The organism is Streptomyces sp. NBC_00461 (genome assembly GCF_036013935.1).
Lineage (GTDB): Bacteria > Actinomycetota > Actinomycetes > Streptomycetales > Streptomycetaceae > Streptomyces.
The window spans coordinates 9,710,497-9,728,525 of the sequence record NZ_CP107902.1 but is presented as its reverse complement, the minus strand read 5'-3'; the positions used below and the strand labels follow the sequence as shown (position 1 = coordinate 9,728,525).

The following is an 18,029-nucleotide window of genomic DNA, read 5'->3' as shown; positions in this document are numbered from 1 at the left end:
GTGGCTGTTTGCCTTGTACATGCGGTGCCTGACTGTCAGCCCATCGCGACGTCGACCACGTCTCCGACCACCGCGCTCACCCCTGATCACCCCTGTACATCGCCATGTACATCCCCAGGGAGGGAATGTGTCCGCCCCCGAAAGCGCCCCCGGACCCGCCACCGACGACCCCGCCCCCGAACCCGACTCCGAGGGGCAGCTGAGCAGTCTCAGCACCCAGGCGGCGCGCCAGCTCGCCACGACGACCAAGTCCGAACCGCAGATGCAGGCCATCAGCTCGCGCTGGCTGCTGCGGACCCTGCCGTGGGTGGACGTCAAGGGCGGCGCCTACCGGGTCAACCGGCGTCTGCAGTTGTCGATCGGGCGCGGGCGTGTGCAGTTCGAGCAGAACGGCGCCGACGACATCAAGGTCATCCCCCAGACCCTCACCGAACTGCCGGTCCTGCGCGGCTACTCCGACCCCGACGTCCTCAAGGAGGTCGCCACCCGGTTCCGGGTACGGGAGGTGCGGGCGGGGCAGGTGCTGTTCGAGGCGGGGCAGCCGGTCACGGAGGCCTACCTCGTCGTGCACGGCAGGTTCACCCGTTACGCGGCGGGCAAGTACGGCGAAGAGGAGATCATCGGGGTCGTCTCCGGCGGCGACCAGATGGGCGACGAGGCCATCGGGCAGTCCGACCCGCTGTGGCTGAGCTCGGTACGTGCGGAGACGGCCGGCGTGCTGCTGGTGCTGCCCTGGGACGTCGTCAGGGAGTTCACCGACCGGGTGCCGTCCCTCGCCGCGCATCTGGAGGAGTTCGCCGCGCGGCAGAAGCTGCCCATGAACCGCAAGGGCGAGGCCGACGTCCCCGTACAGGCCGGCCACGTCGGTGAACCGACGCTGAACGGCGGCTTCGTGAACTACGAACTCGCCCCGCGCGAGTACGAGTTGTCGCTCACCCAGACGGTGCTGCGGGTCCACACCCGGGTCGCCGACCTCTACAACAACCCGATGAACCAGACCGAGCAGCAACTGCGGCTGACCATCGAGGAGATCCGCGAGCGTCAGGAGTGGGAGCTGGTCAACAACCGGGAGTTCGGGCTGCTGCACAACGTCGACTACAGCCAGCGCGTCAGCACCTTCACCGGCCCGCCCACCCCGGACGACATGGACGAGCTGCTGGCGATGCGCCGTAAGACCAAGGTGTTCCTCGCCCATCCGAAGGCGATCGCCGCTTTCTTCCGGCAGTGCAACCGGCGTGGTCTGGTGCCGGGCACGGCGAATGTCGAGGGGCACGAGATTCCCGCCTGGCGCGGGGTGCCGATCTTTCCCTGCAACAAGATCCCGGTCAGCCGTGAGCACACCAGCAGCATCATCGCGCTGCGCACCGGGGAGGGCGACCAGGGTGTGGTCGGCCTGTACCAGACGGGCATCCCGGACGAGTACCAGCCGGGCCTGAACGTACGGTTCATGGGCATCGACACGGCCGCGATCATCCGCTACCTGGTCACCGCCTACTACTCGTTGGCCATCCTCGTGCCGGACGCGGCCGGGATCCTGGAGAACGTCCAGCTCGGCCGGACGGCCGACTGAGGGTGGAGTACGCAATGAGCGCGCCCGCTTCCTCACATCCGCTGCCGGGGCCGCCCGACCTGGCCCGCACCGTGCGCACCCGGCGCGGCGGGGCGGTTCCCGGGCTCAGACACCGGTCCGTGGCCCCCGCCGACCCGGCGAAGGCCGAGGAGGTCGACCGCAGGCTGGAGGCCTGGGCCCACGGCCTCGACCTGTTCCCGAAGGCCTGGTCGGGGGACTTCTCGGGTTTCCAGTTCGGCCGGGCCGTCGTACTCCAGCATCCGGCGGCGGCCGACCTGGAGCGCCTCACCGTCGCGGGCAAGCTGCTGCTGGCCGAGAACCTCGTCGACAACTGCTACTGCGAGGAGGACGAGGGCCGGGGCGGGGCCCGTCGTGGCCTCGGCGGCCGGCTGATCCTGGCCCAGTCGGCGCTGGATCCCTTCCACGGCCCACCCGCCCTCCAGGAGCAGTGGCTGCACGGAGTGCAGGCCGACGGGCCGCTGCGCTCGTACCACTGGGCGCTCAAGGACTACGCCGTCCTCGCCACCCCCAGCCAGACCGACCGGTTCGTGCACGACATCGCACGGCTGCACCTCGGCTATCTCGCCGAGGCCGCCTGGGCGGAGATCCGGCACGTACCGCAGGTGTGGGAGTACCTGGTGATGCGGCAGTTCAACAACTTCCGCCCCTGTCTGTCGATCGTCGACGCCGTCGACGGCTACGAGCTGCCCGAGGCTGTCTACGCCCGTCCGGAGATCCAGCGCATCACCGCGCTCGCCTGCAACGCCACCACCATCGTCAACGACCTGTACTCCTTCACCAAGGAGCTGGCGAGCGACCCCACCCACCTCAATCTGCCGCAGGTCGTCGCCGCCAACGAGCGGTGCGGGCTGAAGGCCGCCTATCTCAAGGCCGTCGAGATCCACAACGAGATCATGGCCGCGTTCGAGGACGAGTCCGCCCTCCTGTCCGCCACCTCACCCCTCGTGGAGCGCTACGCCCGGGGCCTGTCCGACTGGGTGGCCGGCAACCACGAGTGGCACTCCACCAACACCCACCGCTACCACCTGCCCAACTACTGGTAACACCCGCTCCAGCCCGCTCTGCTGACGTACCGTCACACGCATCACGAGGAGTCTTCGTTGACCATCGCCCCCGACGCCGACATCACGACGGCGGCACCGGTGCCGACCCAGTCCACGTACCAGACCCGCGTCGCGGACTACTGGAACGCCGAGGAGAATCCGGTCAACCTCGAACTCGGCCGAATCGACGACCTCTACCACCATCACTACGGCATCGGCGACGTCGACTGGACCGTGCTGGAGGAGCCCGAGCCCGCGCTGCGGCGGGAACGGATCACCACCGAACTGCACCGCCTGGAGCACGCCCAGGCGGAACTCCTCACGACCCGCCTCGGCCCGCTCGCCCCGACCGACCGGGTCTTCGACGCCGGCTGCGGGCGCGGCGGCGGCAGTGTCGTCGCGCATCTGCGCTACGGCTGCCAGGCCGACGGCGTGACGATCTCGGCCAAGCAGGCCGCGTTCGCCAACGAGCAGGCGCGCAGGCGGGACATCGACGGCCAGGTGCGTTACCACCACCGCAACATGCTCGACACCGGCTTCACGACCGGCTCCTACGCGGCGTCGTGGAACAACGAGTCGACCATGTACGTCGAGCTGGACCAGCTGTTCGCCGAGCACTCCCGGCTGCTGCGCCGCGGCGGACGCTATGTGGTGGTCACCGGCTGCTACAACGACACCTACGGACAGGCGTCCCGCGAGGTGTCCCTCATCAACGCCCACTACATCTGCGACATCCACCCGCGCTCGGAGTACTTCCGGGCGATGGCCCGCCACCGTCTCGTACCCGTCCATGTGGAGGACCTCACCGCGGCCACCATCCCTTACTGGGAGTTGCGCCGGCAGGCCGAGCACCTGGTCACGGGCATCGAGGACACGTTCCTGACCGCGTACAAGAACGGCAGCTTCCAGTACCTGCTGATCGCCGCGGACCGGGTCTGACGCACACGGTCACGTCGTAGGTACCCGCCCGCGCCGGGGCGCACGTTCCGGCGCGGGCTCGCGGTGTCTTCGTCATCCCGCATCGCACGGGCCCGTGCCGGAACTCCCCCGGGCGCCCATGCCGTACGCGCGCGGCCGGACGGCGAGTGAACTCACCTCTGTGTCTTCCGCCTTGGGCCGGGCTGTGCTTGCCTGGGGAGCCGTTCTCGCTTGCCGGGGCTGGAGTTGCCGTATGCGGAAGCCGTGGTTCGTGGGGGTGCTGCTGACCGGGGTGCTGCTGCTCGGCGCGTGCGGCGACCCGTCGTCCGGGCCGGAGACGTCGCCGCCCTCCCCCGTCGTGCCGGGGGCGTCCGCCACGATGACCCACCAGCGGGCACCGGCCTCCCCCGGCGTGCCCGCGGTGGCACCGCGGGTGCTGTACCTCGGCGACTCGCTCGCGATGGAGGCGCAGAACGTCCTCGGGCAGCAACTCCGCGGGAGCCTCGAAGCGACGTACACGAGCGCCCCGTACTCGGGAACCACGCTGTGCGACTACCTGGAGGGGACGGGGAAGCGTTCGCTCGTGCCGGACGCGGACAAGGCGGCCGCGCTGGTCCGCTCGCGGCATCCGGACTATGTGGTGCTGCAGTTCTGGGGCAACGCGTGGGGCTACACCTGGTGCATGGACGGGATCACCTACAACGCCTCGCAGCAGAGGTACTTCACGCGCTACCGGGCCGATCTGCGCCGGCTCACCGAGCAGATCGCCGCGGCCGGCGGGGACCGACGGCCGAAGATCGTGTGGGTGCTGCAGGGGCCGGACCCGATCACGCCCGACCGGGTCCGGCGTGTGAACGAGATGTACGAGCGGCAGGCCGCCGCCTCGCGCGATCTCGTCGCCGACGCGGGCGCCGCGGTGAGCCCCGCCGGGGCCCGCTACACCTGGGCCCAGTACCTGCCGTGCACCGGCTACGAGCGGGAACACGCCGACTACTGCACCCAGCCGGGCCGCGACCGCACCGCCCTCCACCTCGACGCGGACTACCTGCACTTCTGCCTGGCGCCCACCACCTCCACACCGAAGCCGTGCCCGGCACGCTCCCCCGGCATCCTGCGGATCGCCCGGGAGATCACGCGGGTGATCGCGGGCCGGGTTCGCGCTCGATGAGCCGGTTGGGGTGGCGTCGGGCCTCCGCCGTGCTCCGCCGGCCGGCGAGGACTGACACCATCGCGGGCAACTTCCGTCCCTTCCGGCACTGTTGACATCACACGGGGGACGCATAGCGTGTCCCGCGCACAGCATGTCGCACGTCATTCGACATATCGAACATGAGCGGAGCGGCGGAGGGACACCGTCGTCCCGTCTCCCCGACATGCGGAGGACTTGGTGATGACCCCACCTCTCGGCAGACGTCAGTTCCTCGCGGCCACCGGTACCGCTTCCGCGGCCCTCGCCATCGCGGGCGGGGGGACGGCGGACGCCGCCACCGCCCCCTCGGCCGCCACCGCCCGGGCGCGGCCCTTCCCGCTCACTGCGGTGACCCTGCTGGACAGTCCCTTCCGGGACAACCAGCGCCGTAACTCGGCCTATCTGCACTTCGTCGACATCGACCGGTTGCTGCACACCTTCCGGACCAACGTCGGCCTGCCCAGCACCGCCCAGCCCTGCGGCGGCTGGGAGGGGCCGAACGTCGAGCTGCGCGGCCACTCCACCGGCCATCTGCTCTCCGGGCTCGCCCTCGCCCACGCGGGCACAGGCGACACGGCCCTGCGCGACAAGGGCCGCGCCCTCGTCGCCGAGCTCGCCGCATGCCAGGCCGCCTCCCCCGCCGCCGGGTTCGGCAAGGGCTATCTGTCCGCCTTCCCGGAGAGTTTCTTCGACCGGCTGGAGGCCGGCACGGGAGTGTGGGCGCCGTACTACACGATCCACAAGATCATGGCCGGACTGGTCGAGCAGTACCGGCTGTCCGGGAACGACCAGGCCCTCGACGTCGTGCTCCGGCAGGCGGGATGGGTCGACACGCGCACCGCCGGACTGACGTACGAGCAGATGCAGCGCGTGCTGGAGACCGAGTTCGGCGGGATGAACGACGTGCTCGCCGATCTGCACGCCCTCACCGGTGACGGCAAGTGGCTCGACGTCGCCGAGCGTTTCACCCACGCCCGTGTCTTCGACCCGCTGGCCCGGGGCGAGGACCGGCTGGCGGGATTGCACGCGAACACGCAGATCCCGAAGATGGTCGGCGCCCTGCGGCTGTGGGAGGAGGGGCGGCCCGAGCGCTACCGCACCGTCGCCGCGAACTTCTGGCAGATCGTCACAGGCCACCACTCGTACGTCATCGGCGGCAACAGCAACGGCGAGGCCTTCCACGAACCGGACGTCGTCGCGGGCCAGTTGTCCGACAGCACCTGCGAGAACTGCAACAGCTACAACATGCTGAAGCTGACCCGGCTGCTGCACTTCCACGCTCCGGACCGCACCGACCTGCTGGACCACTACGAGCGCACGCTCTTCAACCAGATGCTGGGCGAACAGGACCCGGTCTCCGCCCACGGCTTCAACATCTACTACACCGGTCTGGCGCCCGGTTCCTTCAAACGTCAGCCGTCCTTCATGGGCACCGACCCGAACGCGTACTCCACCGACTACGACAACTTCTCCTGCGACCACGGCACCGGCATGGAGACGCACGCCAAGTTCGCCGACACCGTCTACACGCACGACGACCGCGACCTGCTGGTCAACCTGTTCATCCCCTCGCAGGTCGTCTGGCGGGAACAGGGCGTCACCTGGCGGCAGACCACCGGCTTCCCCGACAGCCCCACCACCACGCTGACGGTGACCGCCGGGCGCGCCACGCACGGACTGCGCGTGCGCATCCCGTCCTGGGCCCTTGGCGCCCGTGCCACCCTCAACGGCCGTGCGCTGCCCGACCGTCCGAAGCCCGGCAGTTGGCTCACCCTGGAGCGCGCATGGCGCACCGGCGACCGGGTGGAGGTGTCCCTGCCGATGCGCACGGTCGTCGAGGCCACGCCCGACGACCCCGACGTCCAGGCCGTGCTGCACGGCCCGGTGGTCCTGGCGGGAGCCTACGGCGACCGGGCGAACGCCTCGCTGCCGCGCCTCGACGTCACGTCCGTCCGGCAGGAATCGTCGAAGTCGCTGCGGTTCACCGCCCGCGCCGACGACGAGGACGTGACCCTGCTGCCGATCGCCCGCGTCCATCACCAGCACTACTCGGTGTACTGGCTCACCGGCGAACCCCCGCCCCCTCCCCCTGAGTTCGTCGCCTGGCACCGCTTCGACGAGACGTCGGGCACCACCGCGACCGACGCGACCGGCAACGGCAGGGCGGCCCAACTGGTCGGTGGGGCTTCGTGGTCGGCATCCGGACGCATCGGCGGAGCGGTGGCACTGGACGGCACGGACGGCCATGTCGCCCTCGCCGAGGACCTGTTGGCGGGTGCCTCCGCCTACTCCCTGGCCGCATGGGTACGGCTGGACGGTCGGCCGGGCGCCTGGAGCCGGATCTTCGACGTCGGCACGGGCGTCACCGCCAACCTGTTCCTGACCCCGCTCAGCGGCGACGGCACCCTGAGGTACGCGATCACCGCCGGCGGGGCGGGCGGCGAGCAGCGCATCGACGCCGACCCGCTGCCCGCCGACCGATGGGTGCACGTGGCGGTGAGCTACGGCGCCGGGACCGCCGTCCTCTACGTCGACGGCGCCGAGGCCGGCCGGAACGCGAGCGTCTCCGTGGAGCCGCGCCACTTCGGCAACCACATCCGCACCGGGTACGTCGGCAGGTCGCAGTATGCCGATCCCTACCTCAAGGGAGCGGTCGACGACTTCCGGGTGTACGGCAGGACGCTGAGCGCCGCCGAGGTGGCGACGCTGGCGCAGGCCTCCACCTCGTAGGCGACGAGCGGTCGCGGCCGGTCCGCCCGCCGGGCGGGAGATGGGCCGGCCGTCACTCTCCCTCGTATGCCTTCTCCAGGGCGGCGATGTCGAGCTTGTGCATCTTCAGCATCGCCTGCATCGCACGGCTCGACTTCGACGTGTCCGGGTCGCTGATCATCTCGTCGAGGCCCTCAGGGATGACCTGCCAGGACACTCCGAAGCGGTCCTTCAGCCAACCGCAGGGGCCGGGCTCGCCGCCGCCCTCGGTGAGCTTGGTCCAGTAGTGGTCGATCTCCTCCTGGTTCCGGCAGAACATCTGGAAGGAGATCGCCTCGGTGAACTTGAACTGGGGGCCGCCGTTCAGGGCGACGAATTTGTGGCCGTTGACCGTGAACTCGACGGTCAGCACGGTGCCGGCAGGCTGCATGGCACCCTCGGTGTAGTGGGTCACCCTGCCGATGCTGGAGTTCTTGAAGACCGAGACGTAGTAGTGCGCGGCCTCCTCGGCCTGGCCGTCGAACCAGAGACACGTGGTGAATCCGTCGGTGCTCATGTGTTCTCCTCCTGGGGCTTGGTACGCGGTCACTTCTGTCGACCGATCCTCGCCGCGGAACTCATCGGTCGCGCCGCGGATTAATCCGGACGGCCCCGCCACCGACCGCAATAGGCTCGCGGTCATGACGTCTTCGCCCGCAGGGAACGCTGAGAACCCAGAGAGCACAGGGAGCACAGAGAGCACAGATCACGCAGGAAACGCAGGGAACGCCGAGAACGCCGACGGCATTCGCCCCTTCCGCCTCGACATCCCGCAGAGCGAGCTCGACGACCTGCACGACCGTCTCGACCGCACCCGCTGGCCGGACGAGCTGGCCGGCACCGGATGGGCGTACGGCGTACCCGGCGGCTACCTGCGCGAGCTGGCCCGGTACTGGCGCCACTCGTACGACTGGCGGGCCGCCGAGGCGCAGCTCAACCAGTGGCCGCAGTTCACGACCACGATCGACGGCTCGACCGTGCACTTCGCCCATGTCCGCTCCCCCGAGCCGGACGCCACCCCACTGATCATCACCCACGGCTGGCCGGGGTCGATCGTGGAGTTCCTGGACGTGGTCGGGCCGCTCACCGACCCCGCTGCGCACGGCGGGGACCCGGCTGACGCGTTCCACGTCGTCGTGCCGAGCATCCCCGGGTTCGGCCTGTCCGGTCCCGCCGCGGACACGGGCTGGGAGGCGGGCCGGGTCGCCGACGCGTGGGCCGAGCTGATGCGCCGGCTCGGCTACGAGCGGTTCGGTGCTCAGGGCGGCGACTGGGGTGCCGCCATCTCCCGCGAGCTGGGACGCGCCCACCCCGACCGGGTGACCGGCGTCCATCTCAACCTGCTGCCGGGCGGGCAGCAGGCCACCGAACCGACGCCGGAGGAACTGGACGCGCTCGGCACGGAGGAGCAGGAGCGGGCGCTGCTGTCGTGGCGCCGGTGGAGCGAGTGGTCGCGCGAGGGCACGGGGTACGCCGTCCTTCAGGCCACCCGGCCGCAGACTCCGGCGTACGCGCTCACCGACTCCCCCGTCGGCCAACTCGCCTGGATCGTCGAGAAGTTCCAGGAGTGGACGGACTCGGAGCTGCTGCCCGAGGAAGCCGTGGACCGGGACCGGATGCTCACGAACGTGATGCTGTACTGGCTGACCGGGACCGCGGGTTCCGCCGCCCGCATCTACTACGAGCGGGCGCACACCACGGGCCGCGCCGCCCAGCCCACCGAGCCCTCGGCCGCGCCGACCGCGCTCGCCCTCTTCCCGGCGGAGCCGCAGCTCCCCCTGCGGCACAAGGCGCAGCGCACGGAGAATCTGGTCCGCTGGACGGAGTTCGACCGGGGCGGACACTTCCCGGCGATGGAGGAGCCGGACCTGCTGGTGGGCGATGTGCGGGCCTTCTTCCGGCAGCTGCGCGAGAAGGGCTGAGCGCGGGCTCTGCCCGTGGCGAATCTGCCGCGGGCAGAGAAACCGCATCGGGGCGCGGCCCCGGGCCAAGAGTGGAGTCGACGGCATCACCACTCGACAGGAGAGACCATGACTCCACTGACCACGCTTTCGCCCCGCGCCGAGGAGGGCGACACTCCACCCGGCCGGTTCGACGAGCATCTCGCGGCCCAACTCCTCGGCCAGCGCATCGTGTTCCTCGCCACCCAGGTCGACGAGGTGTCCGCGACCCGGGTCTGCGCGCAGCTGCTCCTGCTGTCCGCCGAGGACCCGCGCACCGACATCAGCCTGTACATCAACAGCCCGGGCGGATCCGTGCACGCGGGCCTCGCCATCTACGACACGATGCGGCTGATCCCGAACGACGTCTCCACGCTCGCCATGGGCTTCGCGGCCAGCATGGGCCAGTTCCTGCTCTGCGGCGGCACGCCGGGCAAGCGGTACGCCCTGCCGAACGCGCGGATCATGATGCACCAGGGTTCGGCGGGCATCGGCGGCACCACCGCCGACATCGAGATCCAGGCGGAGAACCTGGAGCACACCAAGCAGACGATGGAGCGGCTCATCGCCGAGAACACGGGCCAGACCCCGGAGACCATCGCCCGGGACGGCGACCGCGACCGCTGGTTCACGGCCGAGGAAGCCAGGCAGTACGGCATGGTGGACCGGGTGCTGGAGTCGCTCGCCGACGTCCGCCCGGCCGCCTCGAAGCGACGGATGGGGCTGTGACATGGGGAACTACACGATTCCGTACGTCGTCGAGAGGACCGCGAACGGCGAGCGGTCCTCCGACGTGTTCAGCCGGCTGCTGTCCGAGCGGATCATCTTCCTCGGCACCGAGATCGACGACGGCGTCGCCAACGTCGTCATCGCGCAACTCCTCCATCTGGAGTCGTCGGCCCCCGAGAACGAGATCGCGATCTACCTCAACTCCCCCGGCGGCTCGTTCACTTCGCTGATGGCGATCTACGACACGATGACGTTCGTGCAGGCGCCGATCTCGACGTTCTGCGTCGGGCAGGCGGCCTCCACGGCTGCCGTACTGCTGGCCGGCGGGGATCCGGGGCGACGGTTCGTGCTGGAGCACGCGCGCGTACTCCTCGGGCAGCCGGCCAGCGGTGGCAGCCGGGGCATGATCTCCGACCTCGCCCTGCAGGCAAAGGAGATGGTCCGGATCCGCGCCCAGGTGGAGGAGGTGCTGTCGCGGCACACCCGCCAGGACATCCCGACGCTGCGCGCGGACATGGACCGCGACAAGGTGTTCACCGCCGAGGAGGCGGTGGCGTACGGGCTGGCCGACGAGGTGCTGAGCCGGCGCCTCGTGGCGGTCTGAGGCGCCGGCCGGGACCGGTCGTCAGGCGACCAGGCACAGTCCGTTGTACGGCGAAGTGGACGTCCGGTGGCTCCTGTTGGCCGACCGGTCAGTGATCCGGGTGAGCTCTCCCTGGGCGAGCGACAACAGGTCGGCCAGGCCGAGTCCCAGGGCGTGGGCGGCGGCCGCGAGGACCTCCGAGGAGGCCTCCTTGCGGCCGCGCTCCACCTCGGAGAGGTACGGCATGGAGATCCGGGCCTCGTCGGCCACGTCCTTCAGGGTGCGCTCCTGGGCGAGGCGTTCGCGCCGCAGGACATCGCCGACCAGGTCACGCCACAGGGGTTCCCTGGGCGCTGGGGGCACGGGGGCCGTGGGGGCCGGGCGCGCGGGGAGAGGGGCGACCGGGCGCGCGCCCTGCGGGCGGCGCAGCTCAATGACTCGGGCTTCGTTCGGCGCTTGGCTGCTCACCTCCTCAGCCTAAATTCCCTCGCCCCGAAGGGAAGAGATCGGCATTCTGCCCTGGGTGGAATCGCTGAGGCGGAGGACGCGGTGACGGCGTTGCGGAAAACGTTCAACGAGGATGCCGAGCTGTACGACCGGGCTCGGCCGCGGTATCCCCGCGCCCTGGTCGACGAACTGACCCGTGCGACCGGGCTCGGCCCGGGCAGCCGGGTCCTGGAGATCGGCCCGGGTACCGGCCAGCTCACCGTCTCGCTGGCGGAGTTCGGCTGCCGTGTCATCGCGGTGGAGCTGGGTGACGCGATGGCGGAAGTGGCCCGGCAGCGGCTGAGCGCGTTCCCGCGCGTGGAGGTGCGGGTGGCGGAGTTCGAGGCCTGGGAGCTGCCCGAAGAGCCCTTCGACCTCGTGGTGTGCGCAACGGCCTTCCACTGGATCGACCCGGCGGTACGGGTGGTCAAGGCGGCCCGGGCGCTGCGTCCCGGCGGGCGTCTCGCCCTCGTCGTCACGGACCACGTGGCCGGCGGCACCACGGAGTTCTTCACGCAGGCACAGAGCTGTTACGAGCGCTGGGATCCGGCCACACCTCCCGGGCTGCGCCTGCTGCCGGCGTCCGAAATCCCCACGGACTCCGGGGAGCTGGAGCGCTCCCCGCACTTCGAGCGGGTCGTGGCGACCCGCCACATCCAGGACATCACCTACACGACCGACCAGTACATCGACGTACTGCTCACCTACTCGGGCCACCGTGCGCTGGAGGAGACGGCACGGCAGGGTCTGCTCACGTGTCTGCGCCGGCTGATCGAGACGCGGCACGGCGGGACCGTCACCAAGCGCTACCTCCACGACCTGATCGTGGCCACCCGCGTCGGGGAGTGACACAAACGGCGTGCATGCTCGGGCGGAGGCAGGGTACCCGCACCACGAAGGACTCGCCGCAGTCAGACGCCGCAGACAGACAGACGTCGAACCGTGACTTTCGTGGGAGAGGGAAAATGGACACCGCCGTGGAACGGTCGGAGGCAAGGGTCGTCGAGAAGGCCGCCGAAACCTGCACGAGTGATGGACCACTGCCGGGGATCACGCAGCCACGCTCGGTGGCTCCGCGTGACGCACGGGAACTGTCCCGCCAGTTCTTCCAGCGCCTCTCGGAACTCGAGGAGGGCACGCACGAGTACCAGTACGCGCGCAACACGCTCATCGAGATGAACATCTCGCTGGTGCGGTTCGCCGCCGGACGTTTCCGCGGGCGCGGCGACGACATGGAGGACCTCGTCCAGACCGGGATGATCGGCCTGATCAAGGCGATCGACCGGTTCGAGCTGTCCCGCGAGGTCGAGTTCACCTCGTTCGCCCTGCCGTACATCGTCGGCGAGATCAAGCGCTTCTTCCGTGACACCACCTGGGCGGTGCACGTGCCGCGCCGGCTGCAGGAGCTGCGGGTGGAGCTGGCCAAGGCGCGCGAGGAGCTGGCCAGCCGGCTGGACCGTGACCCCACGGTCCCCGAGCTCGCCACCTTGATGAACATCTCCGAGCAGGAGGTGATCGAGGCGCAGATAGCCTCCAACGGATACAACTCCTCGTCGCTGGACGCCGCGCTCACCGGCGACGGTCCGGAGGGCGGCGAGGCGGTGCTCGCCGACTTCATCGGTGTGGAGGAGGACGGGTTGCGGCTCGTCGAGGACTTCCAGTCGCTCGCCCCGCTCATGGCGGAACTCGGCGAACGCGACCGGCAGATCATCCACATGCGGTTCGTGGAGGAGGCCACCCAGGCGGAGATCGGCGAACGGCTCGGCTGCTCGCAGATGCATGTGTCCCGCCTGATCAAGCGGATCATCGCGCGACTGCGCGAGGGAATGCTGGGCGAACTCGACTACGCGTGAGTGACCGGGACATCGGCTCATGGCCGCCGAAGTCGTCGTAGGCGACTTCGGCGATCATTCGCCGTTCAGGGCCACCACGGCGCACACCCGCTTGCCGACCGGCACCCGCTCCACGGTGACCCTCGTCGCCAGCACGTGGACGATCTCCAGACCGTGCCGGCCGACGCGCTCGGGGTCCCGCGGGAAGCGGCGCGGCAGGGCCGCGCTGCTGTCGTAGACGCACACCGTCACCGAGACGTCCGTGCCTTCGAGTTCCAGGATGTACGGGCCGTTGCTGTGACGGTCGGCGTTGGTGACCAGCTCGCTGACCACGAGCAGCACCTCCTCCTCGGCCCGGTCCGCGATCTTGGCGCACCACTCGGTCCTGAGCTGGTCCACGAAGTGCGCGGCCAAGGACCGTGCCTCGGCGATGGATCCCGGTTCGCCTGTGTAGTGCGCCGCCCGCCGTAGCGGTTCGACGGGCACGTCGAAACCAGTCGGTATCACTGCCCCGCCCACGTGCTCGATCATGCATGTCTCTCTCGGAAGCCGGCCTGGCCGGACGCTGCTGCATCAGTGCTCGTACCCCGAGCCACGCCCGGCAGTCCCCCTTGCGGGCCGATCTGTCCGCTTCGGCGTACAGCGCCGGTGATGTACAGGTCGGCCTCGCAGCATTTTACGCGCCGACGGCCTGGTTCGGCGGCGTCCGAGCGGTCGTCGTACCGGAGCCGAGGGGTGCCTCGGACGACGAGGACGGAGGCGACTCGGGCTCGCTCGTCCCGGGCTCGCCGGAGGGCGGCTCGGCGCTCGGCGTGGAGGAGGACGGGGCGGTGGACGTCGGCGGGCAGGTGGTCGGGGTGCCCTTGTCCGTGCCGGGCGAGGAGGCGCACGGGGACGACGGCGATGACGGTGTCTTCGGCGTGGTCGTGCTCACCGACGGGGAGGGCTTCGCCGGCGGCTCGGTCCGGTGGTCGTGCCGGCCGGTGTCGCCCCTGTGCCGTGCGATCCATTCCCCGGTGTCGGGGTCGTAGATCACGAAGATGTTGATGATCTGCGGTGCGGGAGTCACCACTACGACGTTCGAGGGCCGGTACGAGGACCATGTGTCGCCGGTGCGCCTCGGTGTGGTCTGGAGGGCGACGGGTGGTGTCAGCGGGTTGCCGCAGGCGCAGCGCACCCGGGGCACTCCGTGGCCGTCGACGAGGACGGCCGTGCCCGCCTGCAGGACGGCCTGGTAGCTGGTGGCGGCGCCGTTGCGGTAGCCGTGGTTGGTGACGCGGGTGTCCATGCGCAGCTGTACGGGGGTGAGCGAGCGCAGGTAGGACGGGACCTGGGCGGGGGGCCTGCCTGCGACCGAGGCGAACGCCTTGTTCTTCGCCGGGGTCGCCTGGAGCGCCTTGATCTGCTTTTCCACATCGCAGCTGGAGACGTTGCGGGTGCCGCCGTACAGCCCGGGCGCGTCGCCGTCGACGCCTCGTACCGCGTTCGCCGGTGCCGATTCGGTGGCCGGCGAGGCGGAGACGGACGGGGTGGAGCTGTCCTCGGCCGTCGACTCCGTGAACGGCTCGGGGCCGGTCTTGCCCGCCGCCTGCAGGAAGACCTCGCCGCCCTTGGCCGAGCTGCCGCCGCCGGGCCGGGTGAACACGACCGCAAGGACCACGGCGGCGACCACCAGCGTGGTGAGGACGGCGACGCGCGGCGCCGACTTCCACCAGGGGCGGCGGGGTGGCGGCGACGGCGTGCCGCCGCTGCTGCCCGGTGGCTGCGAGGGCGGGCCCGTGGGCGGCTGGGAGGGACCCGAGAGCGGGCCGGAGGGCGGGCCTGTGGGGCGGCCGGAGGACGGCGGTTCGACGCTCACGAGCTCTTCTTCCCGACGCGGATTTCCTGGCGGTTTGTTCCGCTTTACACCGCTTCCCTACCTGAAGAACCATTGTGTGCTCCGGTTCCGTGCCGCCCGCAAGCCGACGCGGACGGCCCTCCCGGCGGGCGGGGCGTGCGGGCGCTGCTTAGCGTGGCGAGGGTGAGCCCGCGACCCCCCTCCGCCTCCGTCGCCGCCCGCCACGGCTGGGTGCAGGCCCTCGCAGCCGTACTGGCCGCGCTCATCGCCATGGGGGTGGTGGCCGCCCTCGGGCTGTGGGCGGCGGGCGCGGGCGACCTCCCGGACGGCGCGTTCCCCAGGGTCGTCGCGGCGACCGTCGTCACGGCCGTCGGCGGCACGATCGAGCTCTCCGGGAACGCCGGCGCGCTCGCCGAGTCCGCGGCCGGACTGACCGTGATCCCGCTGTCGGTCACGCTGACCGGGGCCCTCGTCCTCGCGGCGGCGTTCCTGCGTCCGCTGCGCCACCGGGCGGTCGCCGGCGCCCCGGAGCTGGCGGGCTGGGCCGCCAGGGTCGCGGCCCTCTGGCTGCTCGCGTTGCTCGGCCTGGCCTTCGGAGCCCGGCAGACCTTCTCGCTCTCCCTCGGTGAGGGGACCATCAGCGATCTCGGCGACCTGTTCGGGGTGTCCCCGAAAGTCGGCTTCCGGACGGACGTGCCGCTGACCCTCGTCTTCGGCCTGCTGTGGCTGGCGGGTGTGCTGGTGCTGGCGCTGCTGGTCTCGCGCGGGGCACCGCTGCCGGGCCGTCTGCTGCGCTTCCAGGAGTCGGTGCGGCCGGCCGCGTACGCCATGGTCGTCCTGCTGCTCGCGTTCGTCGCCCTGGGCGTCGTCATCGCGCTGGTCGTCATGGTGACCCGCGGCCACGCCGCGGAGACCTTCGCGGTCATCCTGCTGGGCATGCCGAACCTGACATGGCTGGCGCTCACGCTCGGGCTCGGCGCCACCTGGACCGGGCGGGTGCAGGGGCCGTTCGGGCTGCCCATGCCGCATGTGCTCGACGAGGTGCTGCGCACCAAGGACGTCTCCACGCTCAACCTCCGCACGCTCGCCGAGCACGACGGCCGGGTGTGGTGGCTCCTGGCCGTGGACGCGGTGCTGCTGCTGGCCGCCGCGTTCGTGATGGCGGCCCGCTCCCCGGCCCGGACGAAGGCCTGGCAGCACGCCCTGCACATGGCCGTCGCCCTCGTGCTGACGGTGCTCATGATCTGCCTGGTGGGCCGCATCTCCGCCCACTACGGGCTGTCCGTCCTCGGCATCGGGGACCTGGGCGGAGATCTGGGCGGGGACCTGTCTCTGCAGCCGAAGGTGTGGACCGCGCTGGGTTTCGCCGTGCTGTGGGGGCTGGTGACCGGCTTCCTCGGTGCGCTGCTGGCGAGGCCGGTGCGGCGGCGGGGGGCGACTGAAGAGAAGGGGGAAGCGTGATGCCGTACATGGGAGTCAGGGCGGAAGGCTCGTGCGGATCCGTCACGTACGAGGACGTCGTCGCACGAGTCGCCGTGGGCCGGCGCGTCGGCCGGCGCAAGGCCGTGCCACGCCGCCTGCTGCTCGGCGGGCTCGGCCGGGAGAGCTAGCGGCTCGGGAAGACCGGTTCCGCCCAGTGCGGTGGCGGTTCGGGGCGGCCCTCGCCCGCGCGGGCCACCCGCAGGTCGACCTCCGTCGGCGGATGGCCGGTGCCCGGCGTGCCGGTCACGGCGGTGCGCAGGGCGGCGACGAACGCCAGGCAGGAGTCGTGGCGGTCGTCCGGGGTCTTGGCCAGGGCCCGGGTGAACACGGCGTCGGCCTCAGGAGCGAGGTCGGGGCGGGACTCCGTCAGCCGGGGCGGCTCGTCGTACTGGTGGGCCCACAGCAGGGCCATGTCGTCGTCGCGCAGGAAGGGCGGACGGCCCGCCAGGCACTCGTACACGACACAGGCGAAACCGTAGACGTCACAGCGTCCGTCGACGGGCCGCCCGGAGATCTGCTCGGGAGCCACGTAGTCGAGGGTGCCGACGAACTGGCCGACGCTGGTGAAGCCGGTCAGGGACAGCGACTTCTTCGTCAGGCCGAAGTCGGTGAGGTAGGCGTGCTCGGGGTGGTCGCTGTCGGTGCCGCGGGCGACCAGGATGTTGCCGGGCTTCACGTCCCTGTGGACCAGCCCGTGCTCGTGGGCCGCGTCGAGCGCGGAGGCGATCTGCGCGGCGATGCGCAGCGCGGTCGCGGGCGCGAGCGGGCCCCGCCGGTCGAGGAGATGACGCAGGTCGCTGCCCTCGACGTAGCGCATGGCGATGTACAGCAGGCCGTCCGTCTCGCCCGCCTCGAAGACCGGCACGATGTGCGGGTGGTCGATCGCCGCGGCTGCCCGGGACTCGTGGGTGAAGCGGAGACGGAAGGTGTCGTTGCGGGCGAGGTCCGGCGCGAGCAGCTTGAGCGCGACCGTCCGGTCCAGGCGCAGGTCGCGGGCGCGGTAGACGACGGCCATGCCGCCGCGGCCGATCTCGCGCTCGATGCGGTAGCCGGCGACCTGTCTGCCGAGCAGTTCGGAGGGGCGGCCCGAGAAGAGGCTCGTGTCACGGGCCATCGGGTGTCACGACCTGGGTGGGGGCGTGGCCGGGGTCCGCGGCCGCGGCGCGGGGTTCGTCGTCGGTGGCGTAGGTGCTCAGGCGGGTCCCGTCGCCGTACACCCACTGGCTGCGGTCGGTGTCGTAGAGCCAGACGGACTCGCCGTCGACGACGAGGCCGACGCGCAGTCCCTGCGTGCGGGCGCGGAAGGACTCGCCGTCGAGACTGCCGCGTGCCAGTTCCTCGACGGCGGCCCGGTAGCGGGCCAGGGTCTGTTCCGTGCCCGCGAGCAGGGGCCGGGGGTCGGCGGTGCGGGCCTGGGGGCCGCCGGTGGCGGGCGGGTCCTGCGGTACGGCGACCAGGAAGCGGCCGTCGACCCACGCGGACCAGCCGTTGGCGCACAGGACGTGACCCCAGTCGCCGCGCCGCTCGACGAGCTGGACCGGCAGGAGCGGGTCGAGGGGCACGGCGGGCCGTGCCGGATCGGGGGTCTCCCAGGCGGGCATGCCGTGCTGGGGGACGACGTGGGTGGGCCGGAAGCCGGGGTTGGTCATCG

The 18,029-nt window shown here is 71.0% G+C and carries 18 protein-coding genes; 12 read left to right on the top strand and 6 right to left on the bottom strand.

All coding sequences use genetic code 11. The features are described from left to right. Positions 1-127 precede the first annotated feature (127 nt). The 5 genes from OG870_RS44985 to OG870_RS44965 all read left to right on the top strand — a co-directional run bounded on the left by OG870_RS44985 (position 128) and on the right by OG870_RS44965 (position 7,471). Positions 128-1,570 (top strand): family 2B encapsulin nanocompartment shell protein, encoded by a 1,443-nt coding sequence (locus OG870_RS44985; protein ID WP_266530971.1) that lies wholly within the window; start codon positions 128-130, stop codon positions 1,568-1,570. 14 nt (positions 1,571-1,584) lie between these two features. After that, positions 1,585-2,634, top strand: a complete 1,050-nt coding sequence (locus OG870_RS44980; protein ID WP_266530969.1) for a family 2 encapsulin nanocompartment cargo protein terpene cyclase — start codon at positions 1,585-1,587, stop codon at positions 2,632-2,634. Between the two features lie 57 nt (positions 2,635-2,691). Continuing rightward, the gene (locus OG870_RS44975) at positions 2,692-3,573 is read left to right on the top strand and encodes a geranyl diphosphate 2-C-methyltransferase (RefSeq protein WP_327692156.1); all 882 of its coding nucleotides are present in this window, start codon (positions 2,692-2,694) and stop codon (positions 3,571-3,573) included. Between the two features lie 232 nt (positions 3,574-3,805). Next, complete coding sequence (locus OG870_RS44970; protein WP_327692155.1) at positions 3,806-4,720, top strand: SGNH/GDSL hydrolase family protein; 915 nt, start codon at positions 3,806-3,808, stop codon at positions 4,718-4,720. A gap of 222 nt (positions 4,721-4,942) precedes the next feature. Continuing rightward, complete coding sequence (locus tag OG870_RS44965; RefSeq protein WP_327692154.1) at positions 4,943-7,471, top strand: beta-L-arabinofuranosidase domain-containing protein; 2,529 nt, start codon at positions 4,943-4,945, stop codon at positions 7,469-7,471. 52 nt (positions 7,472-7,523) lie between these two features. Here OG870_RS44965 and OG870_RS44960 read toward each other — a convergent pair whose 3' ends face one another. Then, on the bottom strand, positions 7,524-8,006 hold the full coding sequence (locus OG870_RS44960) for a VOC family protein (RefSeq protein WP_266587720.1): 483 nt from the start codon (positions 8,004-8,006) through the stop codon (positions 7,524-7,526). A gap of 124 nt (positions 8,007-8,130) precedes the next feature. Here OG870_RS44960 and OG870_RS44955 point away from each other — a divergent pair, with 124 nt between their 5' ends. From OG870_RS44955 to OG870_RS44945, 3 genes are all read left to right on the top strand, one after another. Beyond that, the gene (locus OG870_RS44955; protein ID WP_266841956.1) at positions 8,131-9,411 is read left to right on the top strand and encodes an epoxide hydrolase family protein; all 1,281 of its coding nucleotides are present in this window, start codon (positions 8,131-8,133) and stop codon (positions 9,409-9,411) included. A 108-nt stretch (positions 9,412-9,519) separates the two neighbouring features. Next, on the top strand, positions 9,520-10,158 hold the full coding sequence (locus OG870_RS44950; RefSeq protein WP_266587716.1) for a ClpP family protease: 639 nt from the start codon (positions 9,520-9,522) through the stop codon (positions 10,156-10,158). 1 nt (position 10,159) lies between these two features. Further along, positions 10,160-10,762: a ClpP family protease gene (locus OG870_RS44945; RefSeq protein WP_266530955.1), complete on the top strand. Its 603-nt coding sequence runs from the start codon at positions 10,160-10,162 to the stop codon at positions 10,760-10,762. Between the two features lie 21 nt (positions 10,763-10,783). On the opposite strand, the gene OG870_RS44940 is transcribed toward OG870_RS44945, so the two are convergent. Next, complete coding sequence (locus tag OG870_RS44940; RefSeq protein ID WP_266530953.1) at positions 10,784-11,209, bottom strand: helix-turn-helix domain-containing protein; 426 nt, start codon at positions 11,207-11,209, stop codon at positions 10,784-10,786. A gap of 81 nt (positions 11,210-11,290) precedes the next feature. Here OG870_RS44940 and OG870_RS44935 point away from each other — a divergent pair, with 81 nt between their 5' ends. Beyond that, positions 11,291-12,076, top strand: a complete 786-nt coding sequence (locus tag OG870_RS44935; protein ID WP_266587714.1) for a class I SAM-dependent methyltransferase — start codon at positions 11,291-11,293, stop codon at positions 12,074-12,076. Between the two features lie 116 nt (positions 12,077-12,192). After that, positions 12,193-13,080, top strand: coding sequence for an RNA polymerase sigma factor SigF (locus OG870_RS44930; protein ID WP_266530949.1), 888 nt, complete (start codon positions 12,193-12,195; stop codon positions 13,078-13,080). A 54-nt stretch (positions 13,081-13,134) separates the two neighbouring features. Here OG870_RS44930 and OG870_RS44925 read toward each other — a convergent pair whose 3' ends face one another. Both OG870_RS44925 and OG870_RS44920 read right to left on the bottom strand, forming a co-directional pair. Continuing rightward, on the bottom strand, positions 13,135-13,590 hold the full coding sequence (locus OG870_RS44925) for an ATP-binding protein (RefSeq protein ID WP_266587712.1): 456 nt from the start codon (positions 13,588-13,590) through the stop codon (positions 13,135-13,137). Between the two features lie 145 nt (positions 13,591-13,735). Continuing rightward, on the bottom strand, positions 13,736-14,917 hold the full coding sequence (locus OG870_RS44920) for a DUF6777 domain-containing protein (RefSeq protein ID WP_266587710.1): 1,182 nt from the start codon (positions 14,915-14,917) through the stop codon (positions 13,736-13,738). 162 nt (positions 14,918-15,079) lie between these two features. On the opposite strand from OG870_RS44920, the gene OG870_RS44915 reads away from it, so the two are divergent. Beyond that, positions 15,080-16,357, top strand: a complete 1,278-nt coding sequence (locus OG870_RS44915) for a streptophobe family protein (RefSeq protein ID WP_266587708.1) — start codon at positions 15,080-15,082, stop codon at positions 16,355-16,357. Then, a complete protein-coding gene (locus OG870_RS44910; protein WP_266587707.1) occupies positions 16,357-16,506 on the top strand; it encodes a hypothetical protein in 150 nt (49 codons plus the stop codon). Before OG870_RS44915 ends, OG870_RS44910 begins: the two co-directional genes overlap by 1 nt. Here the strand turns inward: OG870_RS44910 and OG870_RS44905 are convergent. Then, positions 16,503-17,492, bottom strand: a complete 990-nt coding sequence (locus tag OG870_RS44905) for a serine/threonine-protein kinase (RefSeq protein ID WP_266587705.1) — start codon at positions 17,490-17,492, stop codon at positions 16,503-16,505. The genes OG870_RS44910 and OG870_RS44905 overlap by 4 nt on opposite strands. After that, positions 17,482-18,027: a hypothetical protein gene (locus OG870_RS44900; protein ID WP_266530940.1), complete on the bottom strand. Its 546-nt coding sequence runs from the start codon at positions 18,025-18,027 to the stop codon at positions 17,482-17,484. Before OG870_RS44900 ends, OG870_RS44905 begins: the two co-directional genes overlap by 11 nt. Positions 18,028-18,029: the final 2 nt, after the last annotated feature.